This is a genomic window from Pantoea sp. USHLN298 (genome assembly GCF_037149395.1).
Classification (GTDB): Bacteria; Pseudomonadota; Gammaproteobacteria; order Enterobacterales; family Enterobacteriaceae; genus Pantoea; species Pantoea astica.
The window spans coordinates 768,137-784,022 of record NZ_JBBCRO010000001.1; the positions used below are offsets into that span (position 1 = coordinate 768,137).

13 protein-coding genes are annotated in these 15,886 nt (G+C 58.3%); 9 read left to right on the plus strand and 4 right to left on the minus strand.

The window, feature by feature from the left end; translation table 11 throughout:
- The 7 genes from WFK59_RS03725 to WFK59_RS03755 all read left to right on the plus strand — a co-directional run bounded on the left by WFK59_RS03725 (nt 1) and on the right by WFK59_RS03755 (nt 8,087).
- The gene (locus tag WFK59_RS03725) at nt 1-600 is read left to right on the plus strand and encodes a DUF2291 family protein (protein ID WP_233984574.1); all 600 of its coding nucleotides are present in this window, start codon (nt 1-3) and stop codon (nt 598-600) included.
- The gene (locus WFK59_RS03730; protein ID WP_336755030.1) at nt 600-2,114 is read left to right on the plus strand and encodes a sugar ABC transporter ATP-binding protein; all 1,515 of its coding nucleotides are present in this window, start codon (nt 600-602) and stop codon (nt 2,112-2,114) included. The genes WFK59_RS03725 and WFK59_RS03730 overlap by 1 nt, the downstream gene beginning before the upstream one ends.
- A 2-nt stretch (nt 2,115-2,116) precedes the next feature.
- On the plus strand, nt 2,117-3,223 hold the full coding sequence (locus WFK59_RS03735; protein WP_233984572.1) for an ABC transporter permease: 1,107 nt from the start codon (nt 2,117-2,119) through the stop codon (nt 3,221-3,223).
- A 169-nt stretch (nt 3,224-3,392) separates the two neighbouring features.
- On the plus strand, nt 3,393-4,223 hold the full coding sequence (locus WFK59_RS03740; protein WP_233984571.1) for a transketolase: 831 nt from the start codon (nt 3,393-3,395) through the stop codon (nt 4,221-4,223).
- On the plus strand, nt 4,216-5,160 hold the full coding sequence (locus WFK59_RS03745; protein WP_336755031.1) for a transketolase family protein: 945 nt from the start codon (nt 4,216-4,218) through the stop codon (nt 5,158-5,160). Before WFK59_RS03740 ends, WFK59_RS03745 begins: the two co-directional genes overlap by 8 nt.
- 2 nt (nt 5,161-5,162) lie before the next feature.
- The gene (locus WFK59_RS03750) at nt 5,163-6,650 is read left to right on the plus strand and encodes an FGGY family carbohydrate kinase (protein WP_336755032.1); all 1,488 of its coding nucleotides are present in this window, start codon (nt 5,163-5,165) and stop codon (nt 6,648-6,650) included.
- Nucleotides 6,651-6,668: 18 nt separating this feature from the next.
- The gene (locus WFK59_RS03755) at nt 6,669-8,087 is read left to right on the plus strand and encodes an L-fucose/L-arabinose isomerase family protein (RefSeq protein ID WP_262287881.1); all 1,419 of its coding nucleotides are present in this window, start codon (nt 6,669-6,671) and stop codon (nt 8,085-8,087) included.
- Nucleotides 8,088-8,229: 142 nt separating this feature from the next.
- Here the strand turns inward: WFK59_RS03755 and WFK59_RS03760 are convergent, their stop codons facing one another.
- Together WFK59_RS03760 and WFK59_RS03765 are read right to left on the minus strand one after the other, a co-directional pair.
- A complete protein-coding gene (locus tag WFK59_RS03760) occupies nt 8,230-9,360 on the minus strand; it encodes a mechanosensitive ion channel family protein (protein ID WP_262287880.1) in 1,131 nt (376 codons plus the stop codon).
- Nucleotides 9,361-9,456: 96 nt separating this feature from the next.
- Nucleotides 9,457-10,191: a flagellar brake protein gene (locus WFK59_RS03765; protein WP_233984567.1), complete on the minus strand. Its 735-nt coding sequence runs from the start codon at nt 10,189-10,191 to the stop codon at nt 9,457-9,459.
- 211 nt (nt 10,192-10,402) lie between these two features.
- Between WFK59_RS03765 and WFK59_RS03770 the strand changes: the two genes are divergently transcribed.
- Complete coding sequence (locus WFK59_RS03770) at nt 10,403-10,651, plus strand: GlsB/YeaQ/YmgE family stress response membrane protein (RefSeq protein ID WP_031375306.1); 249 nt, start codon at nt 10,403-10,405, stop codon at nt 10,649-10,651.
- Between the two features lie 71 nt (nt 10,652-10,722).
- Here the strand turns inward: WFK59_RS03770 and WFK59_RS03775 are convergent, their stop codons facing one another.
- Together WFK59_RS03775 and treA are read right to left on the minus strand one after the other, a co-directional pair.
- Complete coding sequence (locus tag WFK59_RS03775; protein WP_336755034.1) at nt 10,723-12,822, minus strand: TonB-dependent siderophore receptor; 2,100 nt, start codon at nt 12,820-12,822, stop codon at nt 10,723-10,725.
- 191 nt (nt 12,823-13,013) lie between these two features.
- On the minus strand, nt 13,014-14,699 hold the full coding sequence (treA, locus tag WFK59_RS03780) for an alpha,alpha-trehalase TreA (RefSeq protein ID WP_336755035.1): 1,686 nt from the start codon (nt 14,697-14,699) through the stop codon (nt 13,014-13,016).
- A gap of 210 nt (nt 14,700-14,909) precedes the next feature.
- On the opposite strand from treA, the gene ghrA reads away from it, so the two are divergent.
- Nucleotides 14,910-15,851, plus strand: a complete 942-nt coding sequence (ghrA, locus tag WFK59_RS03785; RefSeq protein WP_336755037.1) for a glyoxylate/hydroxypyruvate reductase GhrA — start codon at nt 14,910-14,912, stop codon at nt 15,849-15,851.
- Nucleotides 15,852-15,886 lie beyond the last annotated feature (35 nt).

Consider the following 15,886-nt stretch of genomic DNA (forward strand, 5'->3'; position numbering starts at 1 on the left):
ATGAAACGGATACTGGCGGTTTTAACCGGGATGGCGCTGCTTAGCGCCTGCACCGTAGTGGATCTGGATGCAAACGGTCAGCCGATTCTGCCGAAAGATCCGCAGGCGAAACCGGGTTATGCGACCCAGACGCCGCAGCAAATTGCGGAGGAGAGCTGGTCGCCGCGGGTGATGGCCACCGCCAGCAGCCATGCGCTGAGCTGGGCTGACATGGAAACGAAAAGTCAGACGGTGAAAGCGGGTGCCAGTGAAAGCGTGTTTGTCCGCGCCAGCGGCACGGTAACGGCGCTGAATGAGAGCAATCCACGCGAGCGCATCCTGACGCTGACGCTGAACGGTAAGCCGGTTGAGGTCAGCATCGGGCCGGTGCTGCGCAGCAACGCCATCCGCGATGCCGCCGGTTTCCGTTTCGAAGAGTTCACCAATCAGGTGCAGTACGCCCAGTTAACCCGGGCGCTGAATCGTCATGCGGTGAAGCAGCTGCCGACGCTGGATGCCAGCTGGGTCAACCAGCCGGTACAGGCGCTGCTGGCGGTGAGCATCGGGCATGGCAGCGTTGAGGATGTGGTGGCGGTTGAACTGACGCGAGGAACGCCCTGATGGACGAGGAGATCATTCTGCGGGCCGAGCAGATTTCGATGCTGTTTCCCGGCACGCTGGCGCTGGATCATGTCGATTACCGGGTCTGGCGCGGCAAAGTTAACGTCATCATCGGTGAAAACGGCGCCGGTAAATCGACGCTGATGAAGATTCTGGCCGGAGTACAGCAACCCACCGCCGGGACGATGTTTCTCAACGGTGCGCCGCTGACGCTCAGCAGCACCCGCGACGCCGCCCGACACGGCATCGGCATGGTGCATCAGGAGCTGAATCTGTTTGAGAACCTGACGGTGGCGGAAAATCTGTTCCTGGGGCGTGAACTGCAGCGTGGATTAGCGCCGATTAACGAGGCGGAGCAGGCGCGTCGCACCGCCGCGCTGATGGCGCGTCTCGACCAGCCCATTTCGCCCGCTGAGCGGGTCGGTAACCTGAAAGTGGGTCAGCAGCAGCTGGTGGAGATCGCCAAAGCGCTGGCCGAAGATGCCGACATTCTGATCCTTGATGAACCGACTTCCGCGCTGAGCAAAACTGAAGTGGAGATCCTGTTCCGGGTGATCCGCGATCTGACGCAGCAGGGCGTTTCCATCATTTACATTTCGCACCGGCTGGAAGAGCTGATGGCGATTGGCGATGTCATCACCATCCTGCGTGATGGCCGTTTCCAGGCCGAAGCGCAGGTCAGCAGCATCGACGTGCCGTGGATTGTGCGGGAGATGCTGGGCAGCGAACCGGTGACCACATTCCTGCCGGAAATGCGGCAGTTTGGTGCGCCGATGCTGGAAGCGCAACACATCACCTGCGTCAGCCCCAACGGTAATACGCTGGTGGACGATGTCAGCTTTCAGGTCCGGGCCGGGGAAATCGTCGGCATCTATGGCCTGATGGGCGCCGGACGGACCGAGCTGTTTGAGTGCCTGCTTGGCAGCCAGCGCAACTACCTGGGCAAACTGTGGCTCGACAGCAAACCGTTGCCCACCCGCCTGCCAACGGCGGATCGCATCCGGATGGGCATGAGCCTGGTGCCGGAAGACCGCAAACGCTCCGGCATTTTCCCGGTCTCGTCGGTGGCGAGTAACCTCACTATCGCCAGTTTGTGGCGGCGGCTGTCGCATCGTTTTGCCATTGCTCATCAGCAGGAGCAGCAGGCGGTGAAACAGACGGTAGGCAACCTGGCGATCAAAATCTCCTCGCCGGAGGTGGCGATCAGCGCGCTGAGCGGCGGTAACCAGCAAAAGGTGGTGATTGGCCGCGCGCTGCTGACCAATCCGCGTTTGCTGCTGCTGGATGAGCCGAGTCGCGGCATTGATGTCGGGGCTAAAGCGGAGGTATTTCGCATGATGGTGGCACTGTCGCAGCAGGGGATTGCGGTGCTGTTCTCCACCTCCGACCTGAAAGAGATCATGGCGGTAGCCGATCGCATCCTGGTGATGTCGGGCGGCAAACTTACGGCTGACCTTCCGCGAGAGCAGGCGGAAGAGGCAGCGCTGGTGAAAGCAAGTGCGCAGGGGTTCTGAGCATGAAAAGCAATGACAGCGTGGCGCTGGCCACACTTCCCGCTAAGGCGTTTAACTCGCGTGAGAATTTTTTGCTGCTGCTACTGAAGCTGCGCACCTTTATTGCGCTGATTCTGATCGTTGGCTTCTTTGCGATTACCGTGCCGGACTTTCTGGCGGTGGGCAGCCTGGTGATTATGGTGAAGCACATTGCCATCAACGCCTTTCTGGCGCTGGGTATCACCTTCGTCATTATCACCGCCGGCATTGACCTGTCGATTGGCGCCACGCTGGGGCTGTGCGGCATGATCGCCGGCTGGATGATCACCAAAGGCATTGTGTTGCCGATGTTTGGCATCGCCATCTTTCCCAGCGTCTGGGTGATCGTGCCGTTTGTTCTGCTGGTGGGTGCGCTGATTGGCGCGGGCAATGGCTGGATCATCACACGCTACAACGTTGCGCCCTTTATCTGCACGCTCGGCACCATGTATATCCTGCGCGGTGCGGCGATGCTTACCTCCGGCGGCGAAACCTTTCCTGGCCTGCAGGGCAATCCGCTGCTGGGCAATACCGGTTTCGACAGGATTGGTGCCGGTAATTTGCTCGGCTTGCCCTATGCCATCTGGATGATGGTGCTGCTGGCGTTAGTGATTGCTTACGTCGCGCGCCGCCTGCCGTTTGGCCGTCAGGTTTACGCCATCGGTGATAACGAACGTGCCGCCGAGTTGTCGGGCGTCAAAACCCGGCAGGTAAAGATTCTGGTTTATACCCTGTCGGGATTCTGCGCGGCGATCGCCGGCATCGTGGTCTCATCGCAACTGGTCGCCAGCCATCCGGCCAACGGCACGGCGTTTGAGATGAACGCCATTGCTGCGGTGGTGCTGGGCGGCACTTCGCTGGCGGGCGGACGCGGCACCATCGTCGGCACGCTGATTGGCGCGTTCGTCATCGGCTTCCTGGCGGACGGGCTGATCATGATGGGCGTCAGTGAATTCTGGCAGATGGTGATTAAAGGCATCGTGATTATCATCGCGGTGATCATCGACCAGACCCAGAGCCGGATGCAGCAAAAAGCGGCCGTGGTGGCGCAGAAAGCACTGATAGAGGAGGGCGCGCCAATAAAAAGCTAACCCGGTTAACCTCCTGCTGCGTCGTAACACGCCGCAGCAGGAGACGAAACAGGCGAACGGAGAAAAAGAAACCGAGTCGATTGTGACGCTCTTTATCTCCCGTGTTTCACCTTTTTTTTAACTGATTTGAATATTTATTCATAATCGATTTAAAATTCAGAGGTAGTGTATGAATCCTTTCAATCTTCCGGTAGACGACCTCAAGCGCCGGGCGCGGGCGATCCGCCGCCGTATCATTCAGCTTAACGCCGGTAGCCCGGCAGGCGGTCATACCGGTGCCGATCTGTCACAGGTGGAGATCCTCACCGCGCTCTATTTCCGCATTCTCAACTGCGCGCCGGATCGCACCGAAGATGACCAGCGTGATATCTACATTCAGTCAAAAGGTCACGCGGTAGGCGGTTACTACTGTGTGCTGGCGGAAGCGGGCTATTTCCCTACCGACTGGCTGCCAACCTATCAGCACGCCGATTCTCATCTGCCGGGACATCCGGTGCGGCAAAAAACCCCTGGCGTGGAGCTGAATACCGGGGCGCTGGGGCACGGGCTGCCGGTCGCAGTCGGGATCGCGATCGCGGCGAAAAAGGACAACAGCGCGCGCCGCATCTTCGTGGTGACCGGCGATGGTGAGCTGGCGGAAGGCAGCAACTGGGAGGCGGCGCTGGTGGCGGCCCATTATGGCCTCGACAACCTGATCATCATCAATGACAAGAACAAGCTGCAACTGGCAGGCGCGACGCGCGAGATCATGAACACCGATCCGCTGCCGGAAAAATGGCGCGCCTTTGGCCTGGAGGTGACCGAGTGCAACGGCAATGACATGGCGGCGGTGGTCGAAACCATTGAAGGCCTGCCGCAGAACGGCAAACCGCAGGTGATTGTGGCGCATACCGAGAAGGGTTTTGGCGTCTCCTTTATTCAGAGTAAAGCCGAGTGGCATCACCGGGTGCCAAAAGGGGCAGAAATTGAGCAGGCGCTGGAGGAGTTAAAAGATGAGTAACGCACAACATTTAGCCAGTGTAATGGTCACGGCCTTTATCGACGCGGTGAATCGCGGCGTGGATCTGGTGCCGGTCGTCGCTGATTCCACCTCAACCGCCAAAATCGCGCCCTTTATCAAGGCGTTTCCCGACCGGTTAATCAACGTCGGCATTGCGGAGCAGACGCTGGTCGGCACGGCGGCAGGCCTGGCGCTGGGCGGCAAGATCGCCGTCACCTGTAATGCCGCGCCGTTTCTGGTCTCGCGTGCTAACGAGCAGGTGAAAGTCGACGTCTGCTACAACAACACCAACGTCAAACTGTTCGGACTCAATGCCGGTGCCAGCTATGGCCCGCTCGCCAGTACCCATCACAGTATTGACGATATCGCCGTGATGCGCGGCTTCGGCAACATCGAGATCTACGCGCCGTCATGCCCGCTGCAGTGCCGTCAGATTATCGACTACGCACTGGCGCACGTCGGGCCGGTCTATATCCGCCTCGATGGCAAAGATCTGCCCCAGCTGCACGATGAGAGCTACCAGTTCAGACCGGGTCAGATTGATCTGTTACGCGAAGGCCACGACATCGCGCTGGTGGCAATGGGCTCCACGGTTCACGAGGTGGTTCACGCCGCGGAGCAACTGGCTGAGCAGGGCATATCAGCCGGTGTGATCGCGGTTCCATCGATTCGACCCTGTGATACCCAACAGCTGCGCAACCTGTTAAATCACTACCCAGCGGTCATCAGCGTCGAAGAGCACAACGTCAATGGCGGCGTCGGCAGCCTGGTGGCTGAGGTGCTGGCGGAAGGCGGCTGCGCGATTCCACTGCTGCGGCTCGGTATTCCGGATGGGGAATATGCCATTGCCGGTGACCGCGCTTCAACCCGGGCCCACCATGGCATTGATGCCAGCAGCGTGGTCAACAGTGCAGTGCGCATCTGCGCAGGAGCGTAACGATGGTGGGACCTCTGATTCTGGCGATTGACGAAGGCACCACCAATGCCAAAGCGATTGCGGTGGATCGTCACGGCAGCGTGGTGGCGCGCGGCAGCCAGAGTTTGACGCTGGCGCACCCGCAGCCAGGCCTGGCGGAGCAGGACCCGCTGGCCATCTGGCGGGCGGTGAAGCAGGCGATCGCGCAGTGTCTGGCGTCATGTGGCGGGGCCAGCGTGGCAGCGGTGGCGATCAGTAATCAGCGTGAGTCGGTACTGATCTGGCAACGTCGCGACGGTCAGCCCCTGACGCCGCTGGTGAGCTGGCAGGACCGACGTTCCGAGCCGTTCTGTCGCGATTTACACCTTGCGGGTAAAGCACCGCGCATCACCGGCCTCACCGGGCTGGCAGTGGACCCGATGTTCCCGGCTGCCAAGCTGACCGGCATGCTGGCGGCAATTCCCGACGGCGTGGCGCGTGCCGAAGCGGGCGAGCTCTGTATCGGCACCGTGGACAGCTGGCTCAGCTGGCAGCTCAGCGCGGGTGAGACTTTTATTACCGATCACGCCAACGCCTCGCGCACCCAGCTCTACAGCCTGCATCTTAATGACTGGGATGACGAACTGCTGGCGCTGTTTCAGCTGCCACGCGCCGCGCTGCCGCGCATCGTGGCCTCCGCCAGCGAACAGGGCGTAGTGGCCGTCACGGATATTGCCGGGCTGCCGCCGGGCACGCCGATTCTGGCGCGTATCGGCGATTCCCACGCCGCCCTGCAGGCACAGCGGCGTGGCACCGCGGAAGTGGTGAAGGCCACTTACGGCACGGGTTCGTCGCTGATGATGTCGATGGCCACGCCGCTGCTGACCGAGAACGGCCTCAGCACCACCGTGGCCTGGCACGACGGCACCCTGCGTTACGCCTTCGAAGGCAATATCACCCACACCGGTTCGGGCGCGGCGTGGCTCGGCAGCATGCTGGGGGTTCAGGACCCGCGCCAGCTCACCGTACTGGCGCAACGCAGCGAAGATAATCAGGGCGTTTATTTTGTGCCGGCGCTTTCCGGGCTGGGTGCGCCCTGGTGGGACTTGCAGGCGCGCGGTATGGTCTGTGGCCTGACGGATGCCGCCACACCGGCGGTGCTGGCGCGGGTGGCGCTGGAGTCGATCGTCTGGCAGATCGCCGACGTCTTTTTTGCCATGGAGCAGGCCAGCGGGCAGCAACTTCCTGCGCTATGCGTGGATGGCAGCGCTACCGAAAACAGCTGGCTGATGCAGTTACAGGCAGATGTTTTGCAGCGTCCGTTGCTGCGGGTGCCGACCGCCGAAGTCTCGGCGCTGGGTGCCGCGCTGCTGGCGGGAAAAGTGCTGGGCTGGTGGCAGCAGGGCAGTGATATGCAGGCGTTACAGGGTGGCAACGTGATCGAACCGCGTCAGGCCTGTGCGCAACAGATGCAGGACAACTATAAAGGCTGGATCGACGCCGTCGCACGCTGTCGTTATCAGCCACATTAACCCTTTCGGAGCAGAGCCATGTCAAAACTTCCTCAGCAGTTAACCTTCGGCGTGATAATTGGCAACCGGGGTTTCTTTCCCAGCTATCTGGTGGGCGAAGCGCGTCAGCAGGCGGTCGCGCTGTTTGAAAAAATGAATATCAATACGGTGATGCTGGACGAGAGTCAGACGCATCTCGGCGGAGTCGAAACCCGTCAGGAAGCGAAAATCTGCGCCGAACTGTTTCGTCAGCACCGCGAAGCGATTCACGGCGTGGTGGTGTTGCTGCCCAACTTTGGCGATGAGAAAGCGATCGCCGAGGCATTGCGCCTCGCCGGATTAAATGTGCCGGTGCTGGTGCAGGCGGAAGAAGATAACCTCGATAAAATGGGGCTGGCGACCCGGCGTGACAGCTTCTGCGGCAAAATCTCACTGTGTAATAACCTGCGGCAATATGGCATCCCCTTTTCCCTGACCCGCCAGCATGTCTGCGCCCTGAGCGGTGAGGTCTTCATGCAGGATCTGCAGCGTTTCAGCCAGCTCTGTCGGGTGGTGAATGCGATGCGGCGGGTGCGTGTCGGGGCGATCGGTGCCCGGCCCGCCGGTTTTAACACCGTGCGCTACAGTGAGAAACTGCTGGAGAAGATGGGCATTGCGGTGGAAACGCTGGATCTGTCAGAAATTTTTACCCGTACTAACCGGCTGCGCGATGATGATATCCGCGTGGCGGAGAAGCGCGAGATTCTGGAAGCCAACGCCGATGCGCGCGGGATTCCCGGCGAAAAGCTGCAAACCATGGCGAAACTGTTTGTGGTCATCAGCGAATGGGTGAACGACAACGACATCGATACTACCGCGATTCAGTGCTGGACCTCGCTGCAGGAGAATCTCGGTATTAACGTCTGCTCGATCATGAGCGTGATGTCAGGACAGCTGATGCCGAGCGCCTGCGAGGTGGACGTGATGGGGGCGCTGTCGATGTATGCCCTGGCCAGCTGCTCGCTGAATCCCGCCTCACTGGCGGACTGGAACAACAACTTCGGCGATGATCGGGATAAATGCGTGCTGTTTCACTGCGGTAATTTCGCCAGCGCCAGCCTGGAGTCACCCACGATGGGCACGGCCGATATTATTGGTACCACGGTCGGGAAAGAGAACACCTGTGGCGCGGTGCATGGCCGGATGAAAAGCGGCGATCTGACCTATTTTCGTCTCTCAACCGATGATTTCAGCGGAGAGATCAAGGCCTACGTCGGTGAGGGGATGTCGGTAGACGATCCGCTGGATACGGTGGGCTGCCGCGCGGTGATTCAGGTCCCGCAACTGGAATCCTTGCTGGCGTGGATCTGCCGTAACGGATTCGAACACCATGTGGCGATGAACCACTCCGCCACGGCAGACGTATTGCAGGAAGCGTTCAGCCAGTATCTGGGCGTCAGCTGTTATCGCCATCAGTAGCGGAGCCGCAGTCAGTGATGGCAGTGATGTCGGCATGGCTCGCGCGGCCGATGCTGGCACGCGCGGGCCGCACTTACGCTGACGTGAACAGGCTTCGCCAGCCTTTCCCTGATCCTCGGGAAGGCTGGCATCCTGAGCGCGCTTAGCGCGCCATTCTGCGTACCTCGCCATCCTCATTGTCCACCGCCACCAGATCCACCGGCGGCAGATTACCGCCGCTGAACTCGACCTGACGAATCGGGAAGGCAAAGCGGATGTTGCGCTGTTCCAGCGCTGCCATCAGCTGCAGGTTGATCTCCTGCTGAATATCCATGTACTTGTTGTAGTCGGCGTCCAGCACAAAGTAGACCACTTCAAAGGTCAGTTTCGAATCTTCAAACGCCAGGAAGTGGGCGCGGTCGAAGCGGGTGGTGTCAACGCTCTGGATAATCTCTTTCACCAGCGGACTGATCTCGCGCACCTGTTCCGACGGCGTGGCGTAGCTGATACCGAACTTAAACACGATGCGGCGTTGCTGCATCCGCTTATAGTTGTGGATCGTCTGCTGCAGCAGAATGGTATTTGAGCAGACAATCTGTTCACCGCTCAGGCTGCGCAGCCGGGTGGTTTTCAGACCGATATGCTCAATCGACCCGGCAATATCGCCAAACACGATAAAATCACCGTGCTCAAACGGCTTATCGAACCCGATCGCCAGCGAGGCGAAGACGTCGCTCAGCACGGTCTGAATCGCCAGCGCAATCGCAATACCCCCGACGCCGAGACTGGCCACCAGCGCGGTAATATTGATGCCCATATTCGACAGAATGGCGAGGAACATCATGATCCACACCACTACGCGCAGCAGAATACCGAGGATCACCGTGGTGACCGGGTTCCGCACATGCAAAGGGTCGCGCAGCAGACTGTGCAGCCAGAGCCGGATACCGCAGTCGATCCACAGCGCCAGCTGAACGATTAACGCCAGGAACCAGCCGTGTGAGATCGCCACGCTCCACGAGGCGGGTAAATCGACAAATTTTAACGCAATGAGCAGTGAAAAAATCAGCAGCAGACTCTGGCTGGTACTGCGCAGAATTTCCACCACAATGCCGGTCGCCCGGACATGCCGATGTTCGCTATAGCGGGCAATACGGTTGGAGATAAAACGGATCAGGGTACGCAGCAGCCAGTAAATGACGAGGGTCGCGACGATAACGATGGCGCTGTTGATCCAGAAGCTCTGATTGAACAGAATGGATTGAAAATGACGTGAAGAAAGCCAGTTTTCCATTGGGGAGATTCTCCTTGCTGGGTTCCGGTTTAAAAGAAAACAAGCAAGAAGCATAGCCTGGATGCGACGCAACTGTGCGGCGCATCCGGGAAGAACTTATTGAAAACGGGTTGATTTATCGCGTGCCAGCCGCTCAAGGGCAAAAATAACCTGCTGCAGTTGCCGCTCCTGCACCGGATCGAGTGCTGAAAAGCGAAAGCTCAGGCGTGGCGTAATTCGGGTTTCATTTTTATGCGTTACCACGCTGCGTTCGCCAATGTGCAACAGTTTCACCGGCACTTCAAAGTGACCATATTCGCCCAGCTCAACGCGGAATTTTTTGAAACTGTCGCCACTTTGTAATCCTTCGGGCAGCGGCTCATCCACCAGTACGCCGATACCGCCCAGCGACAGATCCTGCAACCGCAGACGGGCTGTATTGCCGTCGGGCCACTCGGTATGACACCAGAACTGTGGTTCCAGTGGCGCATTGACGCGAAAAAACTCACGACGCTGGATCTGCCACACCAGCTCCGGCAACGGCGCGCTGAACGCCGGTAAGCCTTCAAAATCGACCCGCGCCAGCGACGCGAGGCTGAACTCCACTTTAGCGCCGTGGGTTTCTGCAGCGATGCTGAGTTCATCGCAGGTTAAGGCGTAGTCGTTATCCAGATTGTTGCTGCCGAGGTCGAACAGCAACTGATTTTCATCGGCCGCCAGCATCCGGCTGATAAACTGCCCACGGGAAAAACTCACCAGTAGCGGCGTCTGTAAACGCAGCAGGTCTTTCATCACGCCAAGGATGGCCAGCGTGCCACGTTTTAAATATTGTTCCTGATCGGCTTCTTTCACTTCCTGGCTCCAAAAGGTTGGTGCTTTGTTTGTTCTTTTTTTTGCCCTCATCTCCGTTATCGGCGTGGCAAAAAAAAGCTTTAGCCTCTCCCTGCGCAATAATAACTGTGAGCAAGTAAACATTTTTTGAAAACCTGTCTATACTTATCGCGGTAAACCGCTTGATAAATCAAGCGTTCACGATTTAATCAAAAAAAGGAAGGAGCAACAGATGGGTATTATTTCCTGGATCGTCTTTGGCTTAATCGCAGGTATCCTGGCGAAGTGGATCATGCCGGGTAAAGACGGTGGCGGTTTCATTCTGACTATCGTACTGGGTATTATTGGTGCCGTAGTGGGTGGCTGGATCAGTACGCTGTTTGGCTTCGGTCGCGTCGATGGGTTCAACTTCGGCAGCTTCGTGGTCGCCGTCATCGGTGCCATCGTGGTTCTGTTTATCTATCGTAAAGTACGCAGTTGATCGTAACGATTTAACAAAGATTTAATCAAAAAGGGGACGAAGCGATTCGTCCCCTTTTTCACTTCTGGCGATCAGAAATCGTAGCCCACCGTCGCCATCACGCTGCGTTCCGCACCCCAGTAGCAATAGCCCGTGCCGTAACAGCCCGCCACGTATTTACGGTCGGTCAGGTTATTCGCATTCACCTGCAGCCACGCGCCTTTCAGGCTGCTGTTCCAGACGCCGAGATCGGCACGAACCGAGGCATCAAACAGCGTCACTGATGGCAAACGGGTGGTGTTTTCGTTATCTGCCCACTGTTTGCCGATATAGCGCACGCCCGCGCCGGCACTCAGGCCGTAATCAAACTGATAGTGTCCCCAGAAGGCCGCCATGCTGTTTGGCGTCACGTAAGGCGTGTGACCATCATTGCCATCAACGGAATCTTTAAAGCGCAGGTGATTCAGGGTGTAACTGGCGACGGTGCTCAGACGTGGCGTCAACTGATTACGCGCTTCCAGCTCAATCCCCTGCGAGTGCACTTTGCCAGACGGCGTGTAGGTACCATCCTGTACATTACGGTTAGCCACATCTTTCTGTGTCAGATCATAGACCGCCAGGCTATAGAGATCGCGGGTGCCGTTTGGCTGATATTTAACCCCGGCTTCATACTGTTCCGCGGTGGTCGGCTTCAGCAGGTTGTTGTTCGGGTCGGTCAGGGCGGTAGGGGTGATCGCCTGACTCCAGCTGACATATGGCGAGATACCGTTGTCGAACGCATAAAGCAGCGCCGCGCGTCCGCTGATGTGATCGTCCTGACGGCGGTCACTGCCGCTATTGCTGGCAACGATGCGGTCATAGCGGCCGGAGAGATCCAGATGCCAGCGATCCAGCTTCATCTCATCCTGCAGGTAGAGGCCGGTCTGATAGTAGCTGCGGCTGTTATCGCTCCAGCTGTAGGCCGGCATGTCGCCAACCTGTTCGCCGGTCACGGCATTAAGCTGCGATGCGTTGCCGACCGCTTTGCTGATCTCATTTTTATAGCGATGATACTCCGCGCCCAGCGAGACGCGATGCTCCAGCTCGCCGGTGTTAAATTCGGCCTGTAGCCGGTTATCCGTGGCCCAGGCGGCCAGTGAGGAGCGCTCACCCGAATAGTAACGGTTCAGCAGATCGGGATTCTGCGCATCCCAGCCAATCTGATAAACCTGATCGAGATCGACGTTGGAATGGCTGTAGCTGCCGGTTGAGGAGAACGACCAGACGTCGCTAAAGCGATGAGTGAAATCGTAGCTGTAGATCTGCTCACGGCGTTTGAACTGATCCAGATCGCTGTTGCCTTCATAAAAACCGTTGCTCAGCTTATAGCCATTATGCTCCGTAATACTGCCGTCGCCCGGCACCGAGCCGTGATAACCGCCGGAGGGATCTTTCTGCAGATAGGCTTTAAGGATCAGCTGAGTATCCTCATCCGGTTGCCACATCAGCTGAGGCATCAGCGCATACTTCTCTTCGCGCGTATGGTCATACTGGGTATCGCTGTTGCGGGTCACACCGGTCAGGCGAAACGCCCACTGATCGTTAATCGCGTTGGTGTAGTCAAACATCGCGCCGGTGGTGGCGTTATTGCCAGCCTGCAGCTGGACATGACCTTCTTCACGGAACTGTGGACGTTTCGTTACCATATTGACCAGCCCGCCCGGCACCGTCTGACCATAAAGCGCGGAAGAGGGGCCTTTGATCACATCAATCCGCTCCAGGAAGGCGTTATCGACCTGCAACACATTGAAGCTGCCGCCGTCGCTCATCACCCGTAAGCCGTCGAGGAAGGTGTTATCTACATCGCCACCGTGGAAACCGCGCAGGGCAATGGTGTCATAACGGGTTGCAGCACCGCCGAAGTTGGTAAAGACGCCGGACGTATAGCCCAGCGCCTGATTCAGGGTCAGCGCGCCCTGATCCTGCATCTGCTGGCGCGTCACCACCGACACCGACTGCGGTGTGGTAATCAGCGGGCGATCGCTTTTGGTCGCGCCCTGACTGGTGGTGGCGAGATAACCCTGAGTCGGGGAGTCAGCTTGCTCCTGCGGTTGGGCTGTCACTACCATATCGGCAGCAAAAGTCAGGGCAGGCGCAGTCAGCGCCAGAGTGCAGAACGGGACGTAACCTTTCAGCGGCGATGGCAATCTCATTGAAATTCCTTTCATGGCAGAGGTTCAGCAGATGATTAACATTCTCGATAAGCGTTCTCATTATCAGAGTGAGAACTATTACCGTTTGTAAGTTCGCTGCAATTTTGCCTGCCAATTGAAGAACGTCAAGTAAATTTCGTTAAAACGCGCGGGCAGAGACCGCCAGCCAGGCCGGCGGTCTCCGGATAAGGTCAGGGTTGAGACGCAGACGCCTGGGGAATATCGTGGGCGCTGTTACAGGTTTTATCTTTCGGGCAATATTTATCCAGCAGTTTCAGGGTAACGCCGTTGGTCCAGCCAAAGCCGTCCTGCAGCGGATATTCACCGCCGCCACCGCCGCCGAGATTCTTGCCTTCCACCACATATTTCTCTACCAGCTTATGCTCGCGATCGTAGGTGTTCTGCACGTTCTGCAGGAACCGCAGCCCGACCTCTTTCGCCAGTTTCGGCTGGTTGTAGTGCTCCAGACCTTCCACGGCGACCCATTGCAGCGGCGCCCAGCCGTTCGGGGCATCCCATTGCTGGCCGTTGTTGACCGTAGTCGTCACCAGCCCGCCCGGTTTCAGCAGCTGTTTTTCCACCGCGCTGGCGGTGCTTTCCGCCTGCTTATCGCTGGCGACCCGCAGGTAGAGCGGGAACAGCGTGGCGGCGGTCAGCTGCGGATGCACCTGTTTTTTCTGCCAGTCGTAATCGGCGTACCAGCCCTGTTTGTCATTCCACAGGTAGCGATTAATTGCGGCCTGGCGCTTCTCTGCGCGGTCGGCAAACTGCTTCGCCAGATCATCCTGCTTATTCATCTGATAGCCTTTCGACAGCGTCTGCTCCAGATGGAACATCAGGCTGTTGAGATCGACCGGCGCCAGTTGGGTGGTGCGGATAGTGGCCAGATTATGGGCATCAGTGAACCAGCGGGAGCTGAAATCCCAGCCGGACGCCGCACCCGAACGCAGTTCGCGATAGACCTCAGCCTTGTCACGCTGCGGTGCCTTCTTCGCGGTGGTGACATCATCCATCCAGGACTCGGTACGCGGCACATCGCGGGCATCCCAGTAGCGGTTCAGCAGCGTGCCATCGCTGAGTTTGATTGCCCGCTTGCTGGCTGAGCCGGCGGCCAGTTTGTCGCTGTCGGCCATCCAGTAGTCATACTCTTTCTGCAGCTGTGGCAGATAACGGGTATAGGCTTTGCCGTTATCATGGCTCGCCAGCAGATCCACCATCAGGCTGAAGAATGGCGGCTGCGAACGGCTCAGATAGTAGCTGCGGTTGCCGTTGGGAATGTGACCATAACGATCAAGCAGCGAGGCGAAGTTATCCACCATATCCTGTACTTTATCCCAGTGGCCGCTTTCGGCCAGGCCGAGCATCGTGAAGTAACTGTCCCAGTAATAGACTTCACGGAAACGGCCGCCCGGCACCACATAAGGTTTCGGCAACGGCAGCAGCGAATCATACTGACCGGCGCTGCTGGCGGTGCGGGTCAGCACCGGCCATAAGCCGTCAATGTGGTCACGCAGATTCTGCCCGGCAGGCGGCACATACTTATCGCCCGCGGCGGGCAGGGTGAAGTTGGCGTCAACAAAGCGTTTCAGATCAAAGTTGCGCTGTTTTTTCTGCATCTGCCAGTCGGCGAGGATCGAGGCCGGATCGAATTTAGGCAGGGCATCGGCAAAGGTTTTTTGATCGGGATAGAACTTCGCTTGCTGTACAGCATTAAACAGTGGCCCTAAACGGACATCCGGCGGCTGCGGCTGATTATTCAGCATGCGCGATGTGTCGTCGGCGTGAACCGTGAAGGCCGGCACGCTTAGCAGCAGTGTGAGCAGAAGGGGGACATAACGCTGACGCCGTTCAGTGGCGTTTACCTCAATTTTTGTCATCGGTTTTTCTCCTTGTCCGAAACGCGGCCGCGCGTAACGCATTGACCACAGGACCAACTTTAGACCTTATCTGACCACTTCACCCTGAAGCGGTCCGGAATTGTGAAGCCACGGGAATTATTTTTGCTAAAAAAAGCGCTTTTTCCCGCCGCTTTTTACTTGCCCTGATGCCGGTTTTCCCTGACGCTGAAAGAAAAAAAGGAGAGCAGGATGGAGATCATCTGGTATCACCCGTCGCAATCTGCGGCGACATGGATTAACGGTTTACAACAGCGCCTGCCGCAGGCGCGGGTCCGTGCCTGGCAACCGGGCGATGATGGCCCGGCCGATTACGCGCTGGTGCGCTCCCCGCCGGCGGAGATGCTGCGGGGACGCAGCGGGCTGCGCGGGGTATTTGCGCTGGGCGCCGGTGTGGATGAAATTCTGAAGCAGCTGCAGCAGTATCCGGACATGTTACCGGAGGAGGTACCGCTGTTCCGGCTGGAAGATACCGGCATGGCGCGGCAGATGCAGGAGTATGCGGTCCACAGCGTGCTGAGCTGGTTCCGGCGCTTTGACGACTATCGGTTACAGCAACAGCAGCACTGCTGGCAGCCGCTGCCCGCTTATCCGCGCGACAGCTTTACTATTGGCATCCTCGGCGCGGGCGTGCTGGGACGGAGCGTGGCAGAAGCGCTGAAACCCTGGGGCTTTCCGGTCCGCGTCTGGAGCCGTTCGCCGAAGCAGATTGCCGGCGTCACCAGCTTTGCCGGCCCTGAGTCGCTGCACGATTTTCTGCAGGGCACGCGGGTGTTAATTAACCTGCTGCCCAGCACGGCGGAAACCATCAACTTAATCAATCATGATTTTTTCCAGCAGCTGCCGCACGGCGCTTTCTTCCTTAATATCGCGCGCGGTGCGCAGGTGGTGGAAGCGGACTTACTGGCGGCGCTCAACAGCGGTCAGCTAAAAGCCGCCGCGCTGGATGTGTTTCAGGTTGAACCGTTGCCGGAATCGCATCCGCTCTGGTCTCATCCTCGCGTGACCCTGACGCCGCATAATGCGGCGGTAACCTTAATCGACGAAGCTATTGACTACATTGCCCGGGCGATTGACCAGCATCAGGCGGGAGAAATACCGCAGGGGCGGGTCGATCGACAGCGTGGCTACTAATTACCCTGTTCAGTCAGGGGCTATCAGCAGGAGAA